13 protein-coding genes and 1 pseudogene are annotated in these 17,129 nt (G+C 53.9%); 8 read left to right on the top strand and 6 right to left on the bottom strand.

What is annotated here, in order from left to right:
• The first annotated feature begins 39 nt into the window (after nt 1-39).
• The 5 genes and pseudogenes from cydD to infA all read left to right on the top strand — a co-directional run bounded on the left by cydD (nt 40) and on the right by infA (nt 4,776).
• Nucleotides 40-1,806: a cysteine/glutathione ABC transporter permease/ATP-binding protein CydD gene (gene cydD / locus ACIPDS_RS00660; RefSeq protein WP_400731946.1), complete on the top strand. Its 1,767-nt coding sequence runs from the start codon at nt 40-42 to the stop codon at nt 1,804-1,806.
• On the top strand, nt 1,807-3,528 hold the full coding sequence (gene cydC, locus ACIPDS_RS00655; protein WP_400731944.1) for a cysteine/glutathione ABC transporter ATP-binding protein/permease CydC: 1,722 nt from the start codon (nt 1,807-1,809) through the stop codon (nt 3,526-3,528). It abuts the gene before it with no gap.
• Between the two features lie 40 nt (nt 3,529-3,568).
• Nucleotides 3,569-4,273 (top strand): leucyl/phenylalanyl-tRNA--protein transferase, encoded by a 705-nt coding sequence (gene aat, locus ACIPDS_RS00650; protein WP_400731942.1) that lies wholly within the window; start codon nt 3,569-3,571, stop codon nt 4,271-4,273.
• 201 nt (nt 4,274-4,474) lie between these two features.
• Nucleotides 4,475-4,630: pseudogene (locus tag ACIPDS_RS00645) on the top strand (hypothetical protein); the annotation flags it as partial.
• Nucleotides 4,558-4,776, top strand: a complete 219-nt coding sequence (gene infA, locus ACIPDS_RS00640; protein ID WP_002211347.1) for a translation initiation factor IF-1 — start codon at nt 4,558-4,560, stop codon at nt 4,774-4,776. The pseudogene ACIPDS_RS00645 and the gene infA, both read left to right, overlap by 73 nt.
• Nucleotides 4,777-4,923: 147 nt before the next feature.
• Here the strand turns inward: infA and ACIPDS_RS00635 are convergent, their stop codons facing one another.
• From ACIPDS_RS00635 to clpS, 3 genes are all read right to left on the bottom strand, one after another.
• Nucleotides 4,924-6,327 carry a DUF1996 domain-containing protein gene (locus ACIPDS_RS00635; RefSeq protein ID WP_400731939.1) on the bottom strand — a complete coding sequence of 468 codons (1,404 nt, stop codon included), beginning with the start codon at nt 6,325-6,327 and terminating at the stop codon, nt 4,924-4,926.
• A 217-nt stretch (nt 6,328-6,544) separates the two neighbouring features.
• Nucleotides 6,545-8,821 (bottom strand): ATP-dependent Clp protease ATP-binding subunit ClpA, encoded by a 2,277-nt coding sequence (gene clpA, locus ACIPDS_RS00630; RefSeq protein ID WP_166515056.1) that lies wholly within the window; start codon nt 8,819-8,821, stop codon nt 6,545-6,547.
• Nucleotides 8,822-8,850: 29 nt separating this feature from the next.
• Nucleotides 8,851-9,171, bottom strand: coding sequence for an ATP-dependent Clp protease adapter ClpS (gene clpS / locus ACIPDS_RS00625; protein WP_062778891.1), 321 nt, complete (start codon nt 9,169-9,171; stop codon nt 8,851-8,853).
• 514 nt (nt 9,172-9,685) lie between these two features.
• Between clpS and cspD the strand changes: the two genes are divergently transcribed.
• A complete protein-coding gene (gene cspD / locus ACIPDS_RS00620) occupies nt 9,686-9,913 on the top strand; it encodes a cold shock-like protein CspD (RefSeq protein WP_153743276.1) in 228 nt (75 codons plus the stop codon).
• Nucleotides 9,914-9,993: 80 nt separating this feature from the next.
• On the opposite strand, the gene macB is transcribed toward cspD, so the two are convergent.
• Together macB and macA are read right to left on the bottom strand one after the other, a co-directional pair.
• On the bottom strand, nt 9,994-11,934 hold the full coding sequence (gene macB, locus ACIPDS_RS00615) for a macrolide ABC transporter ATP-binding protein/permease MacB (protein WP_400731936.1): 1,941 nt from the start codon (nt 11,932-11,934) through the stop codon (nt 9,994-9,996).
• Nucleotides 11,931-13,046, bottom strand: a complete 1,116-nt coding sequence (gene macA / locus ACIPDS_RS00610) for a macrolide transporter subunit MacA (RefSeq protein ID WP_400731935.1) — start codon at nt 13,044-13,046, stop codon at nt 11,931-11,933. The genes macB and macA overlap by 4 nt, the downstream gene beginning before the upstream one ends.
• Nucleotides 13,047-13,207: 161 nt before the next feature.
• Between macA and ACIPDS_RS00605 the strand changes: the two genes are divergently transcribed.
• Both ACIPDS_RS00605 and ACIPDS_RS00600 read left to right on the top strand, forming a co-directional pair.
• Nucleotides 13,208-14,158: a VirK/YbjX family protein gene (locus tag ACIPDS_RS00605; protein ID WP_400731933.1), complete on the top strand. Its 951-nt coding sequence runs from the start codon at nt 13,208-13,210 to the stop codon at nt 14,156-14,158.
• Nucleotides 14,159-14,329: 171 nt separating this feature from the next.
• Nucleotides 14,330-15,286, top strand: coding sequence for a VirK/YbjX family protein (locus ACIPDS_RS00600; RefSeq protein WP_400731931.1), 957 nt, complete (start codon nt 14,330-14,332; stop codon nt 15,284-15,286).
• On the opposite strand, the gene ACIPDS_RS00595 is transcribed toward ACIPDS_RS00600, so the two are convergent.
• Entirely contained in the window at nt 15,283-16,941 is a 1,659-nt protein-coding gene (locus ACIPDS_RS00595) for an ATP-dependent endonuclease (RefSeq protein ID WP_166515051.1), read from the bottom strand. The two genes, ACIPDS_RS00600 and ACIPDS_RS00595, sit on opposite strands and share 4 nt — an antisense overlap.
• Nucleotides 16,942-17,129 lie beyond the last annotated feature (188 nt).

Genomic DNA, 17,129 nt, shown 5'->3' with positions numbered 1-17,129 from the left:
GCACATAACTGAAACCATTATCCACCTGCTAAGCGCCCAATGAATAAAAGTCGCCAACAAGAACTCACCCGCTGGCTCAAACAGCAAAGCGTTGTCTCACGCCGCTGGTTGATGATCTCCCGCCTGCTCGGCTTCGCAAGCGGTGTACTGATCATCGCCCAGGCCTGGTTCCTGGCCCGTATTCTTCATCACATGATAATGGAGAATATTCCACGAGAAGCCCTGCTGATGCCGTTTATCCAACTGGTGCTGATTTTTATTCTGCGCGCCTGGGTGGTGTGGTTGCGCGAACGCGTCGGTTTCCATGCCGGGCAACAGATTCGCTTTGAGATCCGTCGTCAGGTGCTGGATCGCCTCCAGCAAGCAGGCCCGGCCTGGATTCAGGGCAAGCCTGCCGGTAGCTGGGCGACGCTTATCCTCGAACAAATTGACGATATGCATGATTATTACGCCCGCTATTTGCCACAGATGGCGCTGGCGACCTGCGTGCCACTGTTAATTGTGGCGGCTATCTTCCCCTCAAACTGGGCCGCCGCATTGATCCTGCTGGTCACCGCCCCGCTCATTCCAATGTTTATGGCGCTGGTCGGCATGGGTGCCGCCGATGCTAACCGACGGAACTTCCTTGCGCTGGCGCGACTGAGCGGCCATTTCCTCGACCGTTTACGCGGCATGGACACCTTGCGCATTTTCGGGCGCGGTGAGGCTGAAACCGACCGCATCCGTGAAGCCTCGCAAGATTTTCGTCATCGCACCATGGAAGTGCTGCGTCTGGCCTTCTTGTCATCCGGCGTGCTCGAGTTCTTTACCTCGCTCTCCATTGCGCTGGTCGCGGTTTACTTCGGCTTCTCTTATCTGGGCGAGCTGAACTTTGGCAGCTACGGTATGGCGGTCACGCTGTCCTCCGGCTTCCTGGCATTGATTCTGGCCCCTGAATTCTTCCAGCCGCTGCGTGATTTAGGGACTTTCTACCACGCCAAGGCCCAAGCCGTGGGGGCCGCTGATAGTCTGAAAACCTTCCTTGAAGCCCCACTGGCGCATCCTGAACAGGGAGAGCAGATTCTCGAGACCAGCGGGCCGGTTACACTTCATGCTAAAGATCTGTTTATCACCTCGCCAGAAGGCAAAATGCTGGCTGGGCCGCTTAACTTCACCCTCGACGCCGGGCAACGTGCGGTGCTGGTGGGGCAAAGCGGTTCGGGGAAAAGTACGTTGCTGAATGCGCTGGCTGGATTTTTACCCTACAGCGGGTCTTTACAGATTAACGGCGTTGAACTGCGCCATCTCCAGTCTGAAGGCTGGCACCGCCTGATGAGTTGGGTTGGGCAAAACCCGCAGCTTCCGGCGCCAACGCTACGTGACAACGTGCTGCTGGGAAATCCAGACGCCAGTGAAGAAGAACTCAATAACGCGCTTGAAAAAGCATGGGTTAACGAGTTTCTGCCACAGCTTCCGCAGGGTGTAGATACCGCGGTTGGCGAACAGTCCGCCCGTTTGTCCGTCGGCCAGGCACAACGCGTCGCGGTTGCCCGCGCGCTGATAGCGCCGTGTCGCCTGTTACTGCTGGATGAACCGGCCGCAAGCCTTGATGCCCATAGCGAGCAACGGGTGATGCAGGCCCTCACCGAAGCGTCGACTCAACAAACCACGCTGATGGTCACTCATCAACTGGAAGGGTTGGCCGAATGGGATGCTATCTGGGTGATGGATAACGGTCAGATCATTGAACAGGGTACGTATCAACAGTTGGTTGAGGCCAATGGCGTGTTCACTAGCCTGCTGGCCAATCGTCAGGAGGAGATTTAAATGCGCGCATTGCTGCCTTATCTGGCGCTCTATAAACGCCACAAATGGCTGTTAAGCCTCGGCGTCGTGTTGGCGATAATCACACTGTTAGCCAGCATTGGGCTTCTGACGCTCTCCGGCTGGTTCCTTTCCGCATCGGCCGTGGTCGGTTTTGCGGGCGCCTACACCTTCAACTATATGCTGCCTGCCGCAGGCGTGCGCGGTGCGGCAATTGTTCGTACCGCCGGTCGCTACTTCGAGCGTCTGGTCAGCCACGATGCCACCTTCCGTGTGCTGCAACACCTGCGCGTTTTCACATTCAGTAAACTGTTGCCGCTCTCCCCTGCCGGGCTTGCGCGTTTTCGTCAAGGCGAGCTGCTAAACCGTATGGTGGCGGATGTCGACACACTGGATCACCTCTATCTGCGCGTGATTTCTCCGCTCATTGGTGCACTGGTGGTCATTCTGGTAGTCACCGCGGGGCTTAGCATCCTGGACGTGGGCCTCGCCCTCACGCTTGGCGGCATCATGCTGGCGACGCTGTTCATTCTGCCGCCGCTGTTTTACCGCGCGGGCAAACCCACCGGCGAGCAGCTCACTACGCTGCGTGGGCAATATCGCCAACAGCTTACCGGCTGGCTTCAGGGACAAGCAGAGTTGACGATTTTCAACGCCAGCCAGCGCTATCGCAAGCAGATGGAGCAGACTGAGCTGAACTGGCACGATGCCCAGCGCCGCCAGTCGGAACTTACCGCCCTTTCCCAGGCGCTGATGCTGCTTATCGGCGGTGCGGCGGTGGTCGCCATGTTGTGGCTTGCGGCCGGCGGCGTGGGTGAACATACCCAGCCGGGCGCCCTTATCGCCCTGTTTGTCTTCTGCGCGCTGGCAGCGTTCGAAGCGCTTGCTCCAGTTACCGGCGCGTTCCAGCATCTGGGTCAGGTTATCGCCTCGGCGCTGCGCGTCAGCCAGATTATTGAACAGCAGCCTGAAGTGACCTTCCCGCAGCAAACCACCGCCCGCCCGGAGCAGGTGGCGCTGACGCTGGAAAACGTCTCCTTCACCTATCCTGATCAGTCGCAGCCTGCGCTGAATAATCTCTCGCTACATATTAACGCCGGTGAACATATCGCCATTCTCGGCCGTACCGGCTGCGGTAAATCAACGCTGTTGCAGCTCCTGACACGCGCCTGGGATCCGCAGCAAGGCCAAATCCAGCTTAACGACAAACCGCTTAGCAGCATTGATGAGCCAACGCTTCGTCAGACCATGAGCCTGGTGCCGCAGCGTGTACACCTGTTTAGCGCCACTCTGCGTGACAATCTCCTGCTGGCAAAACCTCAGGCCAGTGACGAGATGCTTTGCCAGGTTTTGCGTCGTACCGGGTTAGAAAAACTGCTGGAAGACACTGGTCTTAACAGCTGGCTGGGTGAAGGTGGTCGTCAGCTTTCCGGGGGCGAATTACGCCGTCTGGGGATTGCCCGCGCCTTGTTGCACGATACGCCCTTAATGCTGCTGGACGAACCTACGGAAGGTCTGGACGCCACCACGGAAAGCCAGATTCTCGAACTGCTGGCAGACGTGATGCGTGAAAAAACGCTGTTAATGGTCACCCATCGTCTGCGCGGCCTGGCAAGATTTAATCAGATAATTGTCATGGACAATGGGCAAATTATTGAGCAAGGTAATCATTCAGAATTGCTGGCAAAACAAGGTCGTTACTACCAGTTTAAACAGCGTCTGTAGGCTATGATTAGTTAACTTTGTTTCGTGAGGTCGTCGCGACATGCGCCTTGTCCAGCTTTCCCGGCATTCGATAGCATTTCCCTCACCGGAGGGCGCATTACGCGAACCAAATGGACTGCTTGCCCTCGGCGGCGATCTGGCCCCTGCCCGGCTGTTAATGGCCTATCAGCGCGGGATCTTCCCGTGGTTTTCTCCCGGTGACCCGATTCTTTGGTGGTCACCGGATCCGCGCGCCGTACTGTGGCCCGAGCAATTTCATCTCAGCCGCAGCATGAAACGTTTTCATAAGACCTCCCCTTACCGCGTCACCCTGAATTATGCCTTTAGCGAAGTGATTGAAGGCTGCGCGCAGGATCGTCATGAAGGTACCTGGATAACCAGCAGTATCAGCCAGGCTTATCATCGACTGCACGAGCTTGGCCATGCGCACTCCATTGAGGTCTGGCAGGACGATATGCTGGTAGGCGGCATGTACGGCGTTGCGATGGGCGAACTGTTTTGCGGCGAGTCAATGTTCAGCCGCGCGGAGAACGCCTCTAAGACGGCGTTGTACGTGTTCTGTGAGGCATTTCATAAGGCAGGCGGTAAACTCATCGACTGTCAGGTGTTAAACAGCCACACTGCATCGCTGGGCGCGACCGAAATTCCGCGTCGTGATTATCTGGAACAGGTCGACAACCTGCGTGCCGGACGCTTAACTCATCAATTTTGGGTGCCACGTCAGTTGTTTTGCGCTGAAAGGTAAATGTTTTCAGCACAATTTCCATGAGGATGATATAATTGCCGACGAGAGTCGCTTCTGCCTTTTGCCCCGCCGCCGTTTGGGAATCATTCGAGTCAGATAACGCCCACGTTTATCCTGCTGTTTCCGGCCTGGTTCGCGCCCATCACATGACCTGTTTGTGTGGTGAAAGGGTGATGCGCAAAAACGACTTTCGCCGATAAAGACGGACAATTCTTTACTTACTTGATGAACTTCGGCATTATCTTGCCGGTTCAAATTACGGTAGTGATACCCCAGAGGATTAGATGGCCAAAGAAGACAATATTGAAATGCAGGGTACCGTACTTGATACGTTACCTAATACCATGTTCCGCGTAGAACTGGAAAACGGACACGTGGTGACTGCACATATCTCCGGTAAAATGCGCAAAAACTATATCCGCATCCTGACGGGCGACAAAGTGACTGTTGAGCTGACCCCGTACGACCTGAGCAAAGGCCGCATTGTCTTCCGTAGTCGCTAATAACCGCAGATAATGAGCATCTGGCGCAACGTTCGCCGAACGCGATTTGCCAAATAATGCCTCGCTCACTGCGGGGCATTTTTATGGGCAAAAAAAAGCACCGAATATTCGGTGCTTTTTATCAATGTGTCTTGCGACTATTGCCTATCAGATTTCCGGTGTCCCTTTAAAACCCATCAGCATCAGCATCGGTTCTTGCTCAGTGGAAACTGGGTCAAACTGATAATGGTTACCCTGACGGTCGCCACCGATATACCAGGAGATCTCTGTTTTTCCTTCTGCCAACGCTTTACGTACCGCTTTATCGACATCAACCATACGATATTCGCGCTTGTAGTTCAGATACAGCGAGGCTTCTGAATTATAGTTACACGATGGGCGATGGTTCCAGGTGACGCTATCCGCATTCCAGTCATTGCTTGCTGGATAGAAGAAGAGCTGATCGGCGCCGTTCATTTCTACTTTGCCCCCGTAGATACGCAAGCTGTATTTAAACAGCGACGCATCCTGGCCTTGCGGCAGCGGCGGGATGGCAAATTTTACCAGCGTCATCGTTTCCGGGTTTTTAGTGCGACCGCCGTTTTTCCAGTTATCGCTCACATCCAGATTTGCTGGCGCTGCGTGTTTCGCATCAGGCTCTTCGCTCATCACCAGCGCATTCTCTTTCGCGGTGGAGAAGCCATAAGGCACAGCGCTGCCGCAATCAATGCCTTTATTCATACAGCGCTCCGTCATGTATTGCGCCCCTTCGACCGTCCAGCCATTCATGAAATCGGCATGAGCGGAGTAAATGCTTCCCCAATGCTCCTCACGTGTATCACCATTCATAACCGGATCCATCGATAGCTGGATTTTCGCGGTATCGAGCGTTTTAATCTGCGGCAGCACGTAGGCAATGTTCATATTAACCGTCGGCACTTTCACCGGATAGTCCGTTGGGCACGCGCCGTTGACGTCATAGGTCGCGTTGCTATGCCCGTGCGTCGGCTTCAGGTTGACGCCGTCCCAGCAGTTAGGGAACTGGATACCAATATTGAACTGCACTGCATCACCCGCTTTACGAAGCCCGCAGATCTCCCCTGCTTTATTGCTATAACCGTTGCCATTTGCACACAAGAAAGTAATGCGCGAACTCGGCGCCGAGCCATGGTGATCGCCCGCCAGTAACTCAAGCCCCGCTGGATACGGATGCAAAGGATACTGCTCAACTTTACTCGTCTGGTAGTACGTTTTCTGATAGGCCGGAGTGACAATCTGACCATCCGGTAGCTTCATGGACGGCGCCCAATACGCCGAGCTATCAGCCTTGTTGTCACACGTCGTTTCCGGCTGCGCACGCAGCGTCTGGTAAGTTGAGACGGCATCCGTATGGGTATTGCCGAAGAAATCATGCCACATCGCCTGATTTGGCTTACCAAACATCATGATGGCATCGTCACCCAAAGTATGGTGGTAAGCGCAGACCACATGGGCCTGAGGGCCTGCGTGGGCGGCAAAAGCCGTGACGGATAATAGTGGGATTAGGCTCAACGTAAGCGGGTTTAGTTTCATTTTTTGCACTCCTTCCTTGTTAGTAGGAATGCAGAAATAGCAAAGCGGGGAGGATGTTACACATCATCAAATATCATTTTGGCTCACCGTATATAATGAAAAGCGATTCAGGTACGCAATTTTTGCTGCCACCGAAATGAAGTGTTTAAGCTGCCTAGCATAAAAAAACCGGGCCATCCTCCAGCCCGGTTTTTATTCACTTCACCCACTTCAGCCCTTAATGTGCCGCTTCCGGTTTATGCTTCTGAGCACTCTGGAAGTCGTAGGTCAGTTCGTTTTTCTCTTTATCGAGCGCTACGGTGACCTGACCGCCGTCGACCAGTGAACCAAACAGCAGTTCGTTAGCCAGCGGTTTCTTCAGGTTATCCTGAATTACACGCGCCATTGGACGTGCGCCCATCGCACGGTCGTAGCCTTTTTCGGCCAGCCAATTACGCGCTTCCTGGCTGACTTCCAGCGACACGCCTTTCTGATCCAACTGAACCTGCAGCTCGACGATAAACTTATCCACCACCTGATGGATAACGTCGGTCGACAGATGATCGAACCAGATAATGTTGTCCAGACGGTTACGGAACTCTGGCGTAAAGATCTTTTTGATCTCTTCCATCGCGTCGGTGCTGTTGTCCTGATGGATAAGGCCAATCGATTTACGCTCGGTTTCACGTACGCCGGCGTTGGTGGTCATCACCAGCACCACGTTACGGAAATCGGCTTTACGACCGTTGTTATCCGTCAGCGTGCCGTTGTCCATCACCTGCAACAGCAGGTTAAAGACATCCGGGTGCGCTTTCTCGATTTCGTCCAGCAGCAGTACCGCGTGAGGATGCTTAATCACCGCATCGGTCAGCAGGCCGCCCTGGTCAAAACCAACATATCCCGGAGGCGCACCAATCAAGCGACTCACCGTATGACGTTCCATATATTCGGACATATCAAAACGCAGCAGCTCAATACCCATCGCCTTCGCCAGCTGCACGGTTACTTCTGTTTTACCGACACCGGTAGGGCCAGCAAACAAGAAGGAACCGACCGGACGATGATCGTGGCCGAGACCGGCACGGCTCATCTTGATGGCTTCGGTCAGGGCATCAATCGCTTTATCCTGGCCGAATACCAGCATTTTCAGGCGATTGCCGAGATTTTTCAGCGTATCGCGATCGCTTTGGGAGACGCTTTTCTCCGGGATACGCGCGATACGCGCCACCACGGATTCAATGTCCGCCACGTTGATCGTTTTCTTACGCTTGCTCACCGGCATCAGACGCGCACGCGCACCGGCTTCATCAATCACATCAATCGCTTTATCCGGCAGATGACGATCGTTGATGTATTTCACCGCCAGCTCAACCGCCGCACGCACCGCTTTAGCGGTATAACGCACGTCGTGGTGTGCTTCGTATTTCGGTTTCAGGCCGTTAATAATCTGCACGGTCTCTTCAACCGATGGCTCGGTAATATCGATTTTCTGGAAACGACGCGCCAGCGCCCTGTCCTTCTCAAAGATATTGCTGAACTCCTGGTAAGTGGTAGAACCCATCACCCGAATTTTGCCGCTGGACAGCAGCGGTTTGATGAGGTTCGCCGCATCCACCTGGCCGCCCGACGCCGCACCCGCACCGATAATGGTGTGGATTTCGTCGATAAACAGAATGCTGTTGGTGTCCTGCTCTAACTGCTTGAGCAGCGCTTTAAAGCGTTTTTCAAAATCACCGCGATATTTGGTGCCCGCCAGCAGCGAACCAATATCCAGTGAATAGATGGTGCAGTCAGCCATGATTTCCGGCACGTCACCGCGTACGATACGCCATGCCAGACCTTCGGCAATCGCGGTTTTACCCACGCCCGACTCCCCCACCAGCAGCGGGTTATTTTTACGGCGACGGCACAGAACCTGAATGGTGCGTTCCAGCTCTTTATCACGACCAATCAGCGGGTCGATTCCGCCAACGCGAGCAAGCTGATTGAGGTTGGTGGTGAAGTTTTCCATACGATCCTCCCCGCCTGCTTGCTCTTCATTGGTTTGCTGGCTAGCCGCATCAGAAGGCTGGCTCGGCTCGTCTTTACGCGTGCCGTGAGAGATGAAGTTCACCACATCAAGGCGGCTGACTTCATGTTTACGCAGAAGATACGCAGCCTGCGACTCCTGCTCGCTGAAAATCGCCACAAGGACGTTCGCGCCGGTTACTTCGCTACGCCCGGAAGACTGGACGTGGAAGACCGCGCGCTGGAGAACACGCTGGAAGCTGAGCGTCGGTTGCGTTTCGCGCTCTTCTTCACTGACCGGCAAGACCGGCGTGGTTTGTTCGATGAAGGCTTCGAGTTCCTGACGCAGCGCCACTAAATCGACCGAACACGCTTCCAGCGCTTCACGGGCAGATGGGTTGCTGAGCAGAGCCAGCAACAAGTGCTCTACGGTCATAAACTCGTGACGGTGCTCGCGCGCTCTGGCGAAAGCCATGTTTAAACTGAGTTCCAGTTCTTGATTGAGCATTGGCACCTCCCCCAATTTTCATGCCTGTATCAGGCTTGTTCCAGCGTACACAACAGTGGATGCTCGTTGTCCTTCGCGTACTGATTCACCATCGCAACTTTGGTCTCGGCGACTTCTGCCGTAAATACACCACAAATTGCTTTACCTTGATAGTGAACCGCTAGCATCAGTTGCGTTGCACGTTCTACATCATAAGAAAAGAATTTTTGTAACACGTCAATAACAAACTCCATCGGAGTGTAATCATCATTGACCAATATCACTTTATACATCGATGGGGGTTGAAGCCCATCCTTAAGTTTATCTGCGGTAAGCTGGTCAAAATCCAGCCAGTCTCTGGTCTTACTCATTGTCAGTCATCATCGTCGGTGTCATTTGGTGTTACTGACGAGTGGTCAATACCCGTCATACTTCAAGTGGCAGATGCGTTGGCTGCGCTCGCTCACCCCAGTCACTTACTTAAGTAAGCTCCTGGGGATTCACTCCCTTGCCGCCTTCCTGCCACTCGAATTATTTTGGGTAAACACGTCGGGTATCGTATTATTGGCAAGATCAATGACACATTCCCCGCCAACCACGTTTCCGTTCGTTCCTGCGTATACAGCCTCTGAATTTACTGTAGATCATAGATAGCTATCACCTATAGCTGTCATTCGCGAGCTCTGTCACATTCCCGTCAATAGCGTTAACTGCTTCAAATTTTGGTGCATTTTCCCCCTTTAGCCTCCCTCTAACGCTTGACGCACTGGCCGAAATATCTAAATTGTACTGGCGAGAGTTGGTGAGGTTTTGAACAATCCTGACTCCACCACCGGTTCATTCCATCTTATAAACGTATAATAGAATTACGAAGGATGTCGAAGTATGGAAATGGGTACTGTTAAGTGGTTCAACAATGCTAAAGGGTTTGGTTTTATCTGCCCGGAAGGCGGTGGCGAAGATATCTTCGCACATTACTCCACCATCCAGATGGATGGCTACAGAACATTAAAAGCCGGGCAATCCGTCCATTTTGATGTCCACGAGGGGCCGAAAGGCAACCATGCCAGCGTTATCATTCCCGTGGAAGTACAAGCAGAAACGGCTGCCTAGTGCACTGCCCCATTGTGTACATCCCGCTACCAAAATGCCAGCCCTTCTGACTGGCATTTTTTCTGTCTTGTTCGACGCGATTATTCCCGCGCCAGTGCCTCCACCGGATCAAGCCGCGCCGCGTTGCGCGCCGGTAACCAGCCAAACAATACCCCTGTTATCGTCGAACAGATAAACGCCGTCAAGAGCGCCAGCGGTGAAAAACCAATCTCCCAGCCCGGCAGTACCAGTTGCAGCAACAGCGCGATGATCAACGACAGCGTGACACCTAGCGCGCCGCCCACCAGGCAGACGAGAATAGCCTCAATCAAAAACTGCTGAAGCACGTTGCTGGCCCGCGCGCCCACCGCCATACGAATACCAATTTCTCGCGTGCGTTCGGTCACCGACACCAGCATGATATTCATCACTCCGATACCGCCGACCACCAGCGAGATGACCGCCACTAACGTTAAGAACAGCTGTAATGTATGTGTGGTGCGTTCTGCCGTTTTCAAGACGCTGTCCATGTTCCAGACGAAGAAATCTTTTTTGCCGTGACGCAAATTGAGTAATCGGGTTAGCTGCTGTTCCGCAAGGCTACTGTCATACCCCTCTTTAACCCTGACGGTTATCGAGTTTAGCCACGCCTGGCCCATCACCCGCCCGGACATGGTCGAATACGGCAGCCACACGCGAAGCACCTTGCTGCTGCCAAACATCGACTGTTTCTCATCCGACACGCCGATTACCGTCGCTGGCGTATTGCCGACCAGAATCACTTCCCCCACCACGCGGGGCTTATTGGGAAATAGCTGACGACGCGTATTACTGTCCAGAATCACCACCTGCGAACGCTCGGCAGCCTGCACCTCGTTAAAGGTATTCCCCTCGCTAAAGGTCATGCCATAGACGCTAAAGTAATGCTGGCCAATCCCTTGTACGCTGGCGGCCACATCAATATTGCCCGCACGTATCCGCAGATTTTTCGAAACCGATGGGGTAACTGAACTGACCCACGACTGTTTTTCAATGGCGAGCAGGTCGTCATATTTCAATGACTGCTGGTACTGCGGATCGTCGTCGCCAAAATCTTTCCCCGGATAGACGTCGATAGTATTTGTGCCGATGGCGCGAATGTCTGCCAGCACCATCTGCTTAGCGGCGTCACCGACCACCACAATCGACACCACCGAGGCAATGCCGATAATAATCCCCAGCATCGTCAGCAAGGTGCGCATCTTGTTCGCCACCATTGCCCGCCAGGCCATCGACAGCGCTTCCCGGAAGCTATTGCTGAACTGCCGCCAGCCGGAAACGTTCTGCGTCACCGGCTGACGCGCCGCGACCGTGCTTTCCCGCGCCGGGGGATTACGAATAATTTCGCCATCGCGAATTTCAATCACGCGTTCAGCCTGTGCGGCCACCAGCGGGTCATGAGTGACGATGATGATGGTATGGCCCTGCTCTTTGAGCTGATGGAGGATAGCCATCACCTCTTCGCCGGAATGGCTGTCGAGTGCGCCAGTGGGTTCATCGGCCAGAATCACCTGACCGCCGTTCATCAGCGCACGAGCAATACTCACGCGCTGCTGCTGGCCGCCGGAGAGCTGCGATGGCGCATAATCCACCCGGTCTTGCATACCCAACCGTTGTAGCAGCTGTTTTGCTCTTTCCAGCCGCGCTTTACGTTCCATCCCGGCGTACACCGCCGGCACCTCAACGTTCTGCGCCGCCGTCAGATGCGAAAGCAGATGATAGCGCTGGAAGATAAACCCAAAGTGTTCGCGACGCAGCTGCGCCAGCGCATCGCCGTCGAGCGTCGCCACGTCGGTGCCCGCCACCCGGTAAGTGCCGCTGGTCGGTTTATCCAGGCAGCCGAGAATATTCATCAACGTGGATTTGCCGGAACCCGATGCTCCGACAATAGCCACCATTTCCCCGGCGTTGATTTGCAGAGAAATGCCTTTTAGCACCTCCACGCTGCTGTCGCCCGAGGGATAGCTTCGGCGGATATCGGTCAGTTCAAGCAAGGCGGTCATTTTTCGGCTCCGGCTTTGCCTTCTCCGATAATCACTTCATCGCCCGCGTCCAGCCCTTTGGCTATCTCAACATCGGTATCATTGCGCGCGCCAATGACCACCTCACGCGTTTTCACTTCGCCATTGCGCAGCAAACGCACGTTGTAGCGGTTATCACCCACGTTATCACCCAATGCGGAGAGTGGAATGGTGAGGACGTCATTCACGCCGCTAAGCTGAATATGCACCTGTGCGGTCATCTCAAGACGCAATACGCCTTTCGGGTTCGGCACTTCAAAACGGGCGTAGTAGAAGATGGCATCGTTCACCTTCTCCGGCGTCGGGAGAATATCCTTGAGCGTGCCTTCATAGCGCGTCAGCGGGTCGCCCAATACGGTGAACCACGCCTTCTGACCGGGTTTAAGATGGATAACGTCCGCTTCCGACACCTGCGCTTTAACCAGCATGGTGCTGAGATCCGCCAGCGTCAGAATGTTAGGCGCCTGTTGGGCGGCGATAACCGTCTGCCCTTGCAGCGTCGTAATTTGCGTCACTTCGCCGCGCATAGGGGCGACAATACGGGTGTAATCGAGGTTGGTTTTCGCCGTGTCCAATGAAGCCTGGTTGCGTTTAATCTGCGCATCAATGGTGCCAATCTGCGCCTGCTTAACCGCGACTTCGGTGGCTGCGGTATCCAGATCCTGACGTGAAATCGCCTGAGTTTGTGCCAGGCGCTGCTGGCGCGAGTAAGTAACACTGGCGAGCTTCCACTCCGCTTGCGCTTGCTTACGCTGCGCATTAAGCTCCATCAGCGTGGCCTCAACCTCTTTAATCTGGTTCTCCGCCTGTTCGGGGTCGATAACCCCTAAAAGCTGATCTTTAACCACTTTATCGCCGATATTCACCGACAGCGTTTTAAGCTGCCCGCTCACCTGAGCACCCACATCGACTTTGCGCAATGCATCAAGTTTCCCGGTCGCCAGGACGCTCTGTTCAAGGGAGCTTTTACGCACAATTAATGTCTGGTAATTCGGTAACGGCGCATTGAGCATTTTCCAGACATAGATCACCGCAATAATGAGCAGGATAATGGCAATCAAATACCGTTTTTTAAATTTTCCCTTGATGATCATAAAAATCCTGAGTTCCCCAGTGAATTCGACAGAATGAAAAAACGTACGTCAACGAAAGCTCAACCAGATTGAGAAAATCCCAAAAATCACCGAATGATTGAGAATATGTTTAGCTTTCCGATTGTAAAATACTGAAAATTTTTATATTTAGGTCGTAAACTATGTCACAGCTTAGCGATAATTCACTCACCGAATCGCGTCATTTCACCGGACTTGGGCTCTTTTTTAGCCTTTTTCGCGGCCAATGGCGACCAGGTGAATTCTGGAATAAACGCAGCTTTCGACGGAAGTTTATGCTGCGCTCTTTATTGATGCCACGTTTAAGCCGTGAATGGATGCACGAACTGTCTCAGTGGTCCAATCTTGATGCGCTGTTAACCCGACAACCTCGTCTTCCTGTGCGCCTGCATCGCCCGTATCTGGCGGTTAATTTCAGCCGCCAGCAGGTACTGGAAGCGTTGCGTTATCACTATACGCTGTTGTCTGCGGCGATGTCCTCTGAAGAGTTGTCGACCTACCTGAATACACAGGCTTTGCCTCTGGCGCAAATCGAAGGCAAAAATGGTGAGATTTTTACCTTCGAACTGACCATGCAGGTCAACCTCGATAAAGAGGGCGATAGTACTATCCTGATGCGTAATAGCGAGGGTGACGTGCTGGCGGAAATGACGTTTACCCTTCTGGCGTATGAGAATACGCGCACGCTGTTTATTGGTGGGCTTCAGGGTGGACGCAGCGACCTGCCGCATGAAGCAATCCAGAGCGCAACCAAAGCCTGCCACGGTCTGTTCCCCAAACGCCTGGTAATGGAAGCGGTTTGCCGTTTTGCGCAGCGTCTGCAGGTTGAGCAAATTCTTGCGGTCAGCAACGACGCGCATATTTTCCGGGGTGAACGTTATCAGGATAAGAATAAAAAAATTCTCTCCGATTACAATTCATTCTGGGAAGCCGTCGGCGGTGAGTGCGATAAACAGGGTTATTTCCATATCCCGATTGATATTGCGCGAAAAGATGAGTCTGAAATCGCCAGTAAAAAGCGCGCAGAATACCGCAGACGCTATCAATTACTGGATACCATCCAACAACAGATGGCTGATTTATTTCACCACTAATTTCACGTCATTTTCCACAACGTCTATCGGCGTTGTGGAACCTTAAAAGCATCAAATGTAAATAATCAATAAACGAGATTATAACTTTTCAATACGTTTCTTTACCGTTTACATTCGATTGACCCTCACTCTGCTGAAATGCTCTCATCCTTCCAGAGATGAGATTTCCCGATGGCAAGCCTTGTTGAACTTCCCCATTCCGCCGCACTGCAACCTCTTTCCGGCTGGCGATTATTTCGCCTGCTCGCCAGTGGAACGTTGACGCCGGGAACCGCCTGGAAAAATCCCGCCTACCGACGCAAATTTATGCTGCGCAGCATGAGCACTCCGCGTATGACCGGGAAGCTATTAGCGCGCCTGGCTGAACAGCCGCAGTTGCTGCAGATTCTTAACGCCCAGCCCGGATTGCCGTGCCGCCTGCATCGCCCGTGGCTCGCCATGCATATGCGCCATCAACAAACCATCGATGCACTGTGCTTCCATTATCAGCAGATGCTCGACAAGCTGCCGGGGAACATCGTTAGCGGTTATCTCTCAGCCCACGGCGTACCGCTGGCTCAGATTGAAGGCAAAGAGGGCCAGCGCTACAGCATTGGCCTGCGCGCCGATGCGATGCAGGATAAAGAAGGCGAAGCCACGCTGACGTTTCACGACGAAGACGGCACCGTGCTGGCGGAGCTGACCTTCACGTTATGTCAGTACCACGGCGTCAATACCTTCTTTATTGGTGGCCTACAGGGCGCAAAAGCGGATGTGCCGCATCAGTTGATCCAGTCGGCGACCAAAGCCTGTCACGGCTTGTTCCCGAAACGTCTGGTCGTCGATGCGCTGTTGACGCTGGGTACGCTGTTCTCGGTTGAACAGGTGCGCGCCGTCAGTAATGAAACGCACATCTATCGTAGCGTGCGCTACCGTCGTAAGAAACGCGATGCGCTTCATGCGGATTACAACGGTTTCTGGGAATCTTTAAGCGCCGTGACCGATGCTAATGGGGATTACATTTTGCCGTTAGCGCTGCCGCGCAAAACGATGGAAGAGATTGCCAGCAAGAAGCGCGCGGAATATCGCCGTCGCTATACGCTGCTGGATGCACTCCAGCAGCAAATTATCGACAGCGTTCAGCGTTAATCTGCCTTCCCGCGCGCCAGCCAGACGACGCGGGAAAACATTTTTTTTAGCAGCGGAGGCACGGCATCAATGCCTCGTCGCCCTGCTTCCATCGCCACCTCAATGGCTAAATCAGGCTTTGAAGAGCGGTGGATCGCTTTAGTGATCACCCGGCGCATGTTCATGGGGATATTGTCCGGCAACTGCGCAACGCGGTGGTAAACATGGGAAAAACCCTGTTTATACATAAAGTGTTCCATATCCAGCGCGGGTAGCGTGGTGAGGTGATGGCGTTCCAGTTCCTTATCGTTATTGAGCACGCCGCGGACGGTGGCCGCATATTTTTTTCCAGCCTCGTCGCCGTCGACCAGCACATGCCATTCAATCCCCATTCGCCGGGCAAACTTAATCAACGGTTTTAAGCCGGATTGGGCAAACTCAATGACCTTGATACCTTCTGCATCAAAATGGTGCCCGCACTGGCGCGCCAGTTCGTTAATCACCCAGGTTTCAGTTTCCCCCTCCACCAGCAGCCAGCAGCGGGCAAACAGCGAAGAGGCGCGATTAAAGCGAATGTGGAAAGAGATTCGTCGGCTGTCCTCGGCGTTCATCCCCTCAGGCCCCAAACGCCAGGCGGCAACGCGGGAAGACTCACGTACCAGACGGCAGACATTCTGCATCGGCGTCAGCGACAGCAATTCGCCGGAATTGGTGGTGGCAATGCGTTGCAACGGCATCAAATTAAGCAGGCTCCACGCCACCGACAGCATAATGGGATGCAGCCGTGTTTCCGGGTCTTCCACCAGCAGCAGCGGACGCGCGTCTTTATCGAGCCTGACGGCCCCTTTTGCCTGCAGTAAGGTGGCAAACATGCCCAGCAGAATCACCCGGTGATTGCGCGCGCCGGGTTTATCGATCATCCGATTGATCAAATCCAGATAGCGCCAACTGCGCTGTTCATCATGCGAACGACGGCGCATTAAGCGCTGAATGGCGGGGCCGGAGCCCTGTTCAGAGAAGTAGTGCTCCAGCAGTTGTCCCATCGCCGCCAGCCCCTGACGAATTTGCCCGTCGCTGAGATTTTGCGGATGGGTCACCAGTTCACGGGAGAGAAAATCAAGCTGACGGGCAGTAATTTCCACATCCGGCACGTTCGGTACCGTGCCGTTGCGAATACGGCGCATAAATCGCGCATCCCGCAGCCGCAGTACCGGCATTAAGCGAATCAGCTCGCGCGCCTTAGCATCAATATCTTCAAGCTCGATCGCGTGGCCGTTGCTGTCAATAAAGCTGCGCAGCGTCAGGACGCTATCGTCGGCGGCAAGCTCGCCTTCCAGACGATAGAAAATTCGCTGATAACCATCGTCACATAGCGTCCAGCAGTCGGAGAGGCCCCGATAGCGACGCCCACGATAGCGCCCCGGTTCGTTTTCGCGGAAGGTGAGAATAATATGCAGATGGTGCTCGCGACCTTCGATGTCGCCGGGAGGGAACCAGAAATCGTTATGAGTAAAGTGATACAGCCCCTCATGCGGAGAGAGCAGCAGCGTTAACGCATCCAGCAGGCTCGATTTACCCCAGGCATTCTCGCCGATTAAGACATTATTCTCCTCAAGCATTAACGACAATCGGTTAATGCCGCGAAACCCTACAATTTCGGTGCGTTCAAGAAGCATAATCCCTCCGTAATACGGTGCCTGTCATCCTTCGTTATCGGCAGTATAGCGGTATGCGCCTCGCTTGGCACCCGCCTCCCACCACGCTTTGCGCCCGTTTGTGGATTAAATAACCACGCCAGGTAATAAAGTGCGCTCCCACTCCTGTGACGCGATTATTCCGAAAATAATGCACTACACTCAAAATC

This window comes from Kluyvera sp. NPDC087067, assembly GCF_044745165.1.
Classification (GTDB): domain Bacteria; phylum Pseudomonadota; class Gammaproteobacteria; order Enterobacterales; family Enterobacteriaceae; genus Kluyvera.
This window is presented reverse-complemented; position numbering and strand designations above follow the sequence as displayed.

What these genes read in the sequence shown, in the direction of transcription:
- cydD (WP_400731946.1), top strand. Translation starts at nt 40, where the DNA reads ATGAATAAAAGTCGCCAACAAGAACTCACCCGCTGGCTCAAACAGCAA.
- cydC (WP_400731944.1), top strand. Translation starts at nt 1,807, where the DNA reads ATGCGCGCATTGCTGCCTTATCTGGCGCTCTATAAACGCCACAAATGG.
- aat (WP_400731942.1), top strand. Translation starts at nt 3,569, where the DNA reads ATGCGCCTTGTCCAGCTTTCCCGGCATTCGATAGCATTTCCCTCACCG.
- infA (WP_002211347.1), top strand. Translation starts at nt 4,558, where the DNA reads ATGGCCAAAGAAGACAATATTGAAATGCAGGGTACCGTACTTGATACG.
- ACIPDS_RS00635 (WP_400731939.1), bottom strand. Translation starts at nt 6,327, where the DNA reads ATGAAACTAAACCCGCTTACGTTGAGCCTAATCCCACTATTATCCGTC.
- clpA (WP_166515056.1), bottom strand. Translation starts at nt 8,821, where the DNA reads ATGCTCAATCAAGAACTGGAACTCAGTTTAAACATGGCTTTCGCCAGA.
- clpS (WP_062778891.1), bottom strand. Translation starts at nt 9,171, where the DNA reads ATGAGTAAGACCAGAGACTGGCTGGATTTTGACCAGCTTACCGCAGAT.
- cspD (WP_153743276.1), top strand. Translation starts at nt 9,686, where the DNA reads ATGGAAATGGGTACTGTTAAGTGGTTCAACAATGCTAAAGGGTTTGGT.
- macB (WP_400731936.1), bottom strand. Translation starts at nt 11,934, where the DNA reads ATGACCGCCTTGCTTGAACTGACCGATATCCGCCGAAGCTATCCCTCG.
- macA (WP_400731935.1), bottom strand. Translation starts at nt 13,046, where the DNA reads ATGATCATCAAGGGAAAATTTAAAAAACGGTATTTGATTGCCATTATC.
- ACIPDS_RS00605 (WP_400731933.1), top strand. Translation starts at nt 13,208, where the DNA reads ATGTCACAGCTTAGCGATAATTCACTCACCGAATCGCGTCATTTCACC.
- ACIPDS_RS00600 (WP_400731931.1), top strand. Translation starts at nt 14,330, where the DNA reads ATGGCAAGCCTTGTTGAACTTCCCCATTCCGCCGCACTGCAACCTCTT.
- ACIPDS_RS00595 (WP_166515051.1), bottom strand. Translation starts at nt 16,941, where the DNA reads ATGCTTCTTGAACGCACCGAAATTGTAGGGTTTCGCGGCATTAACCGA.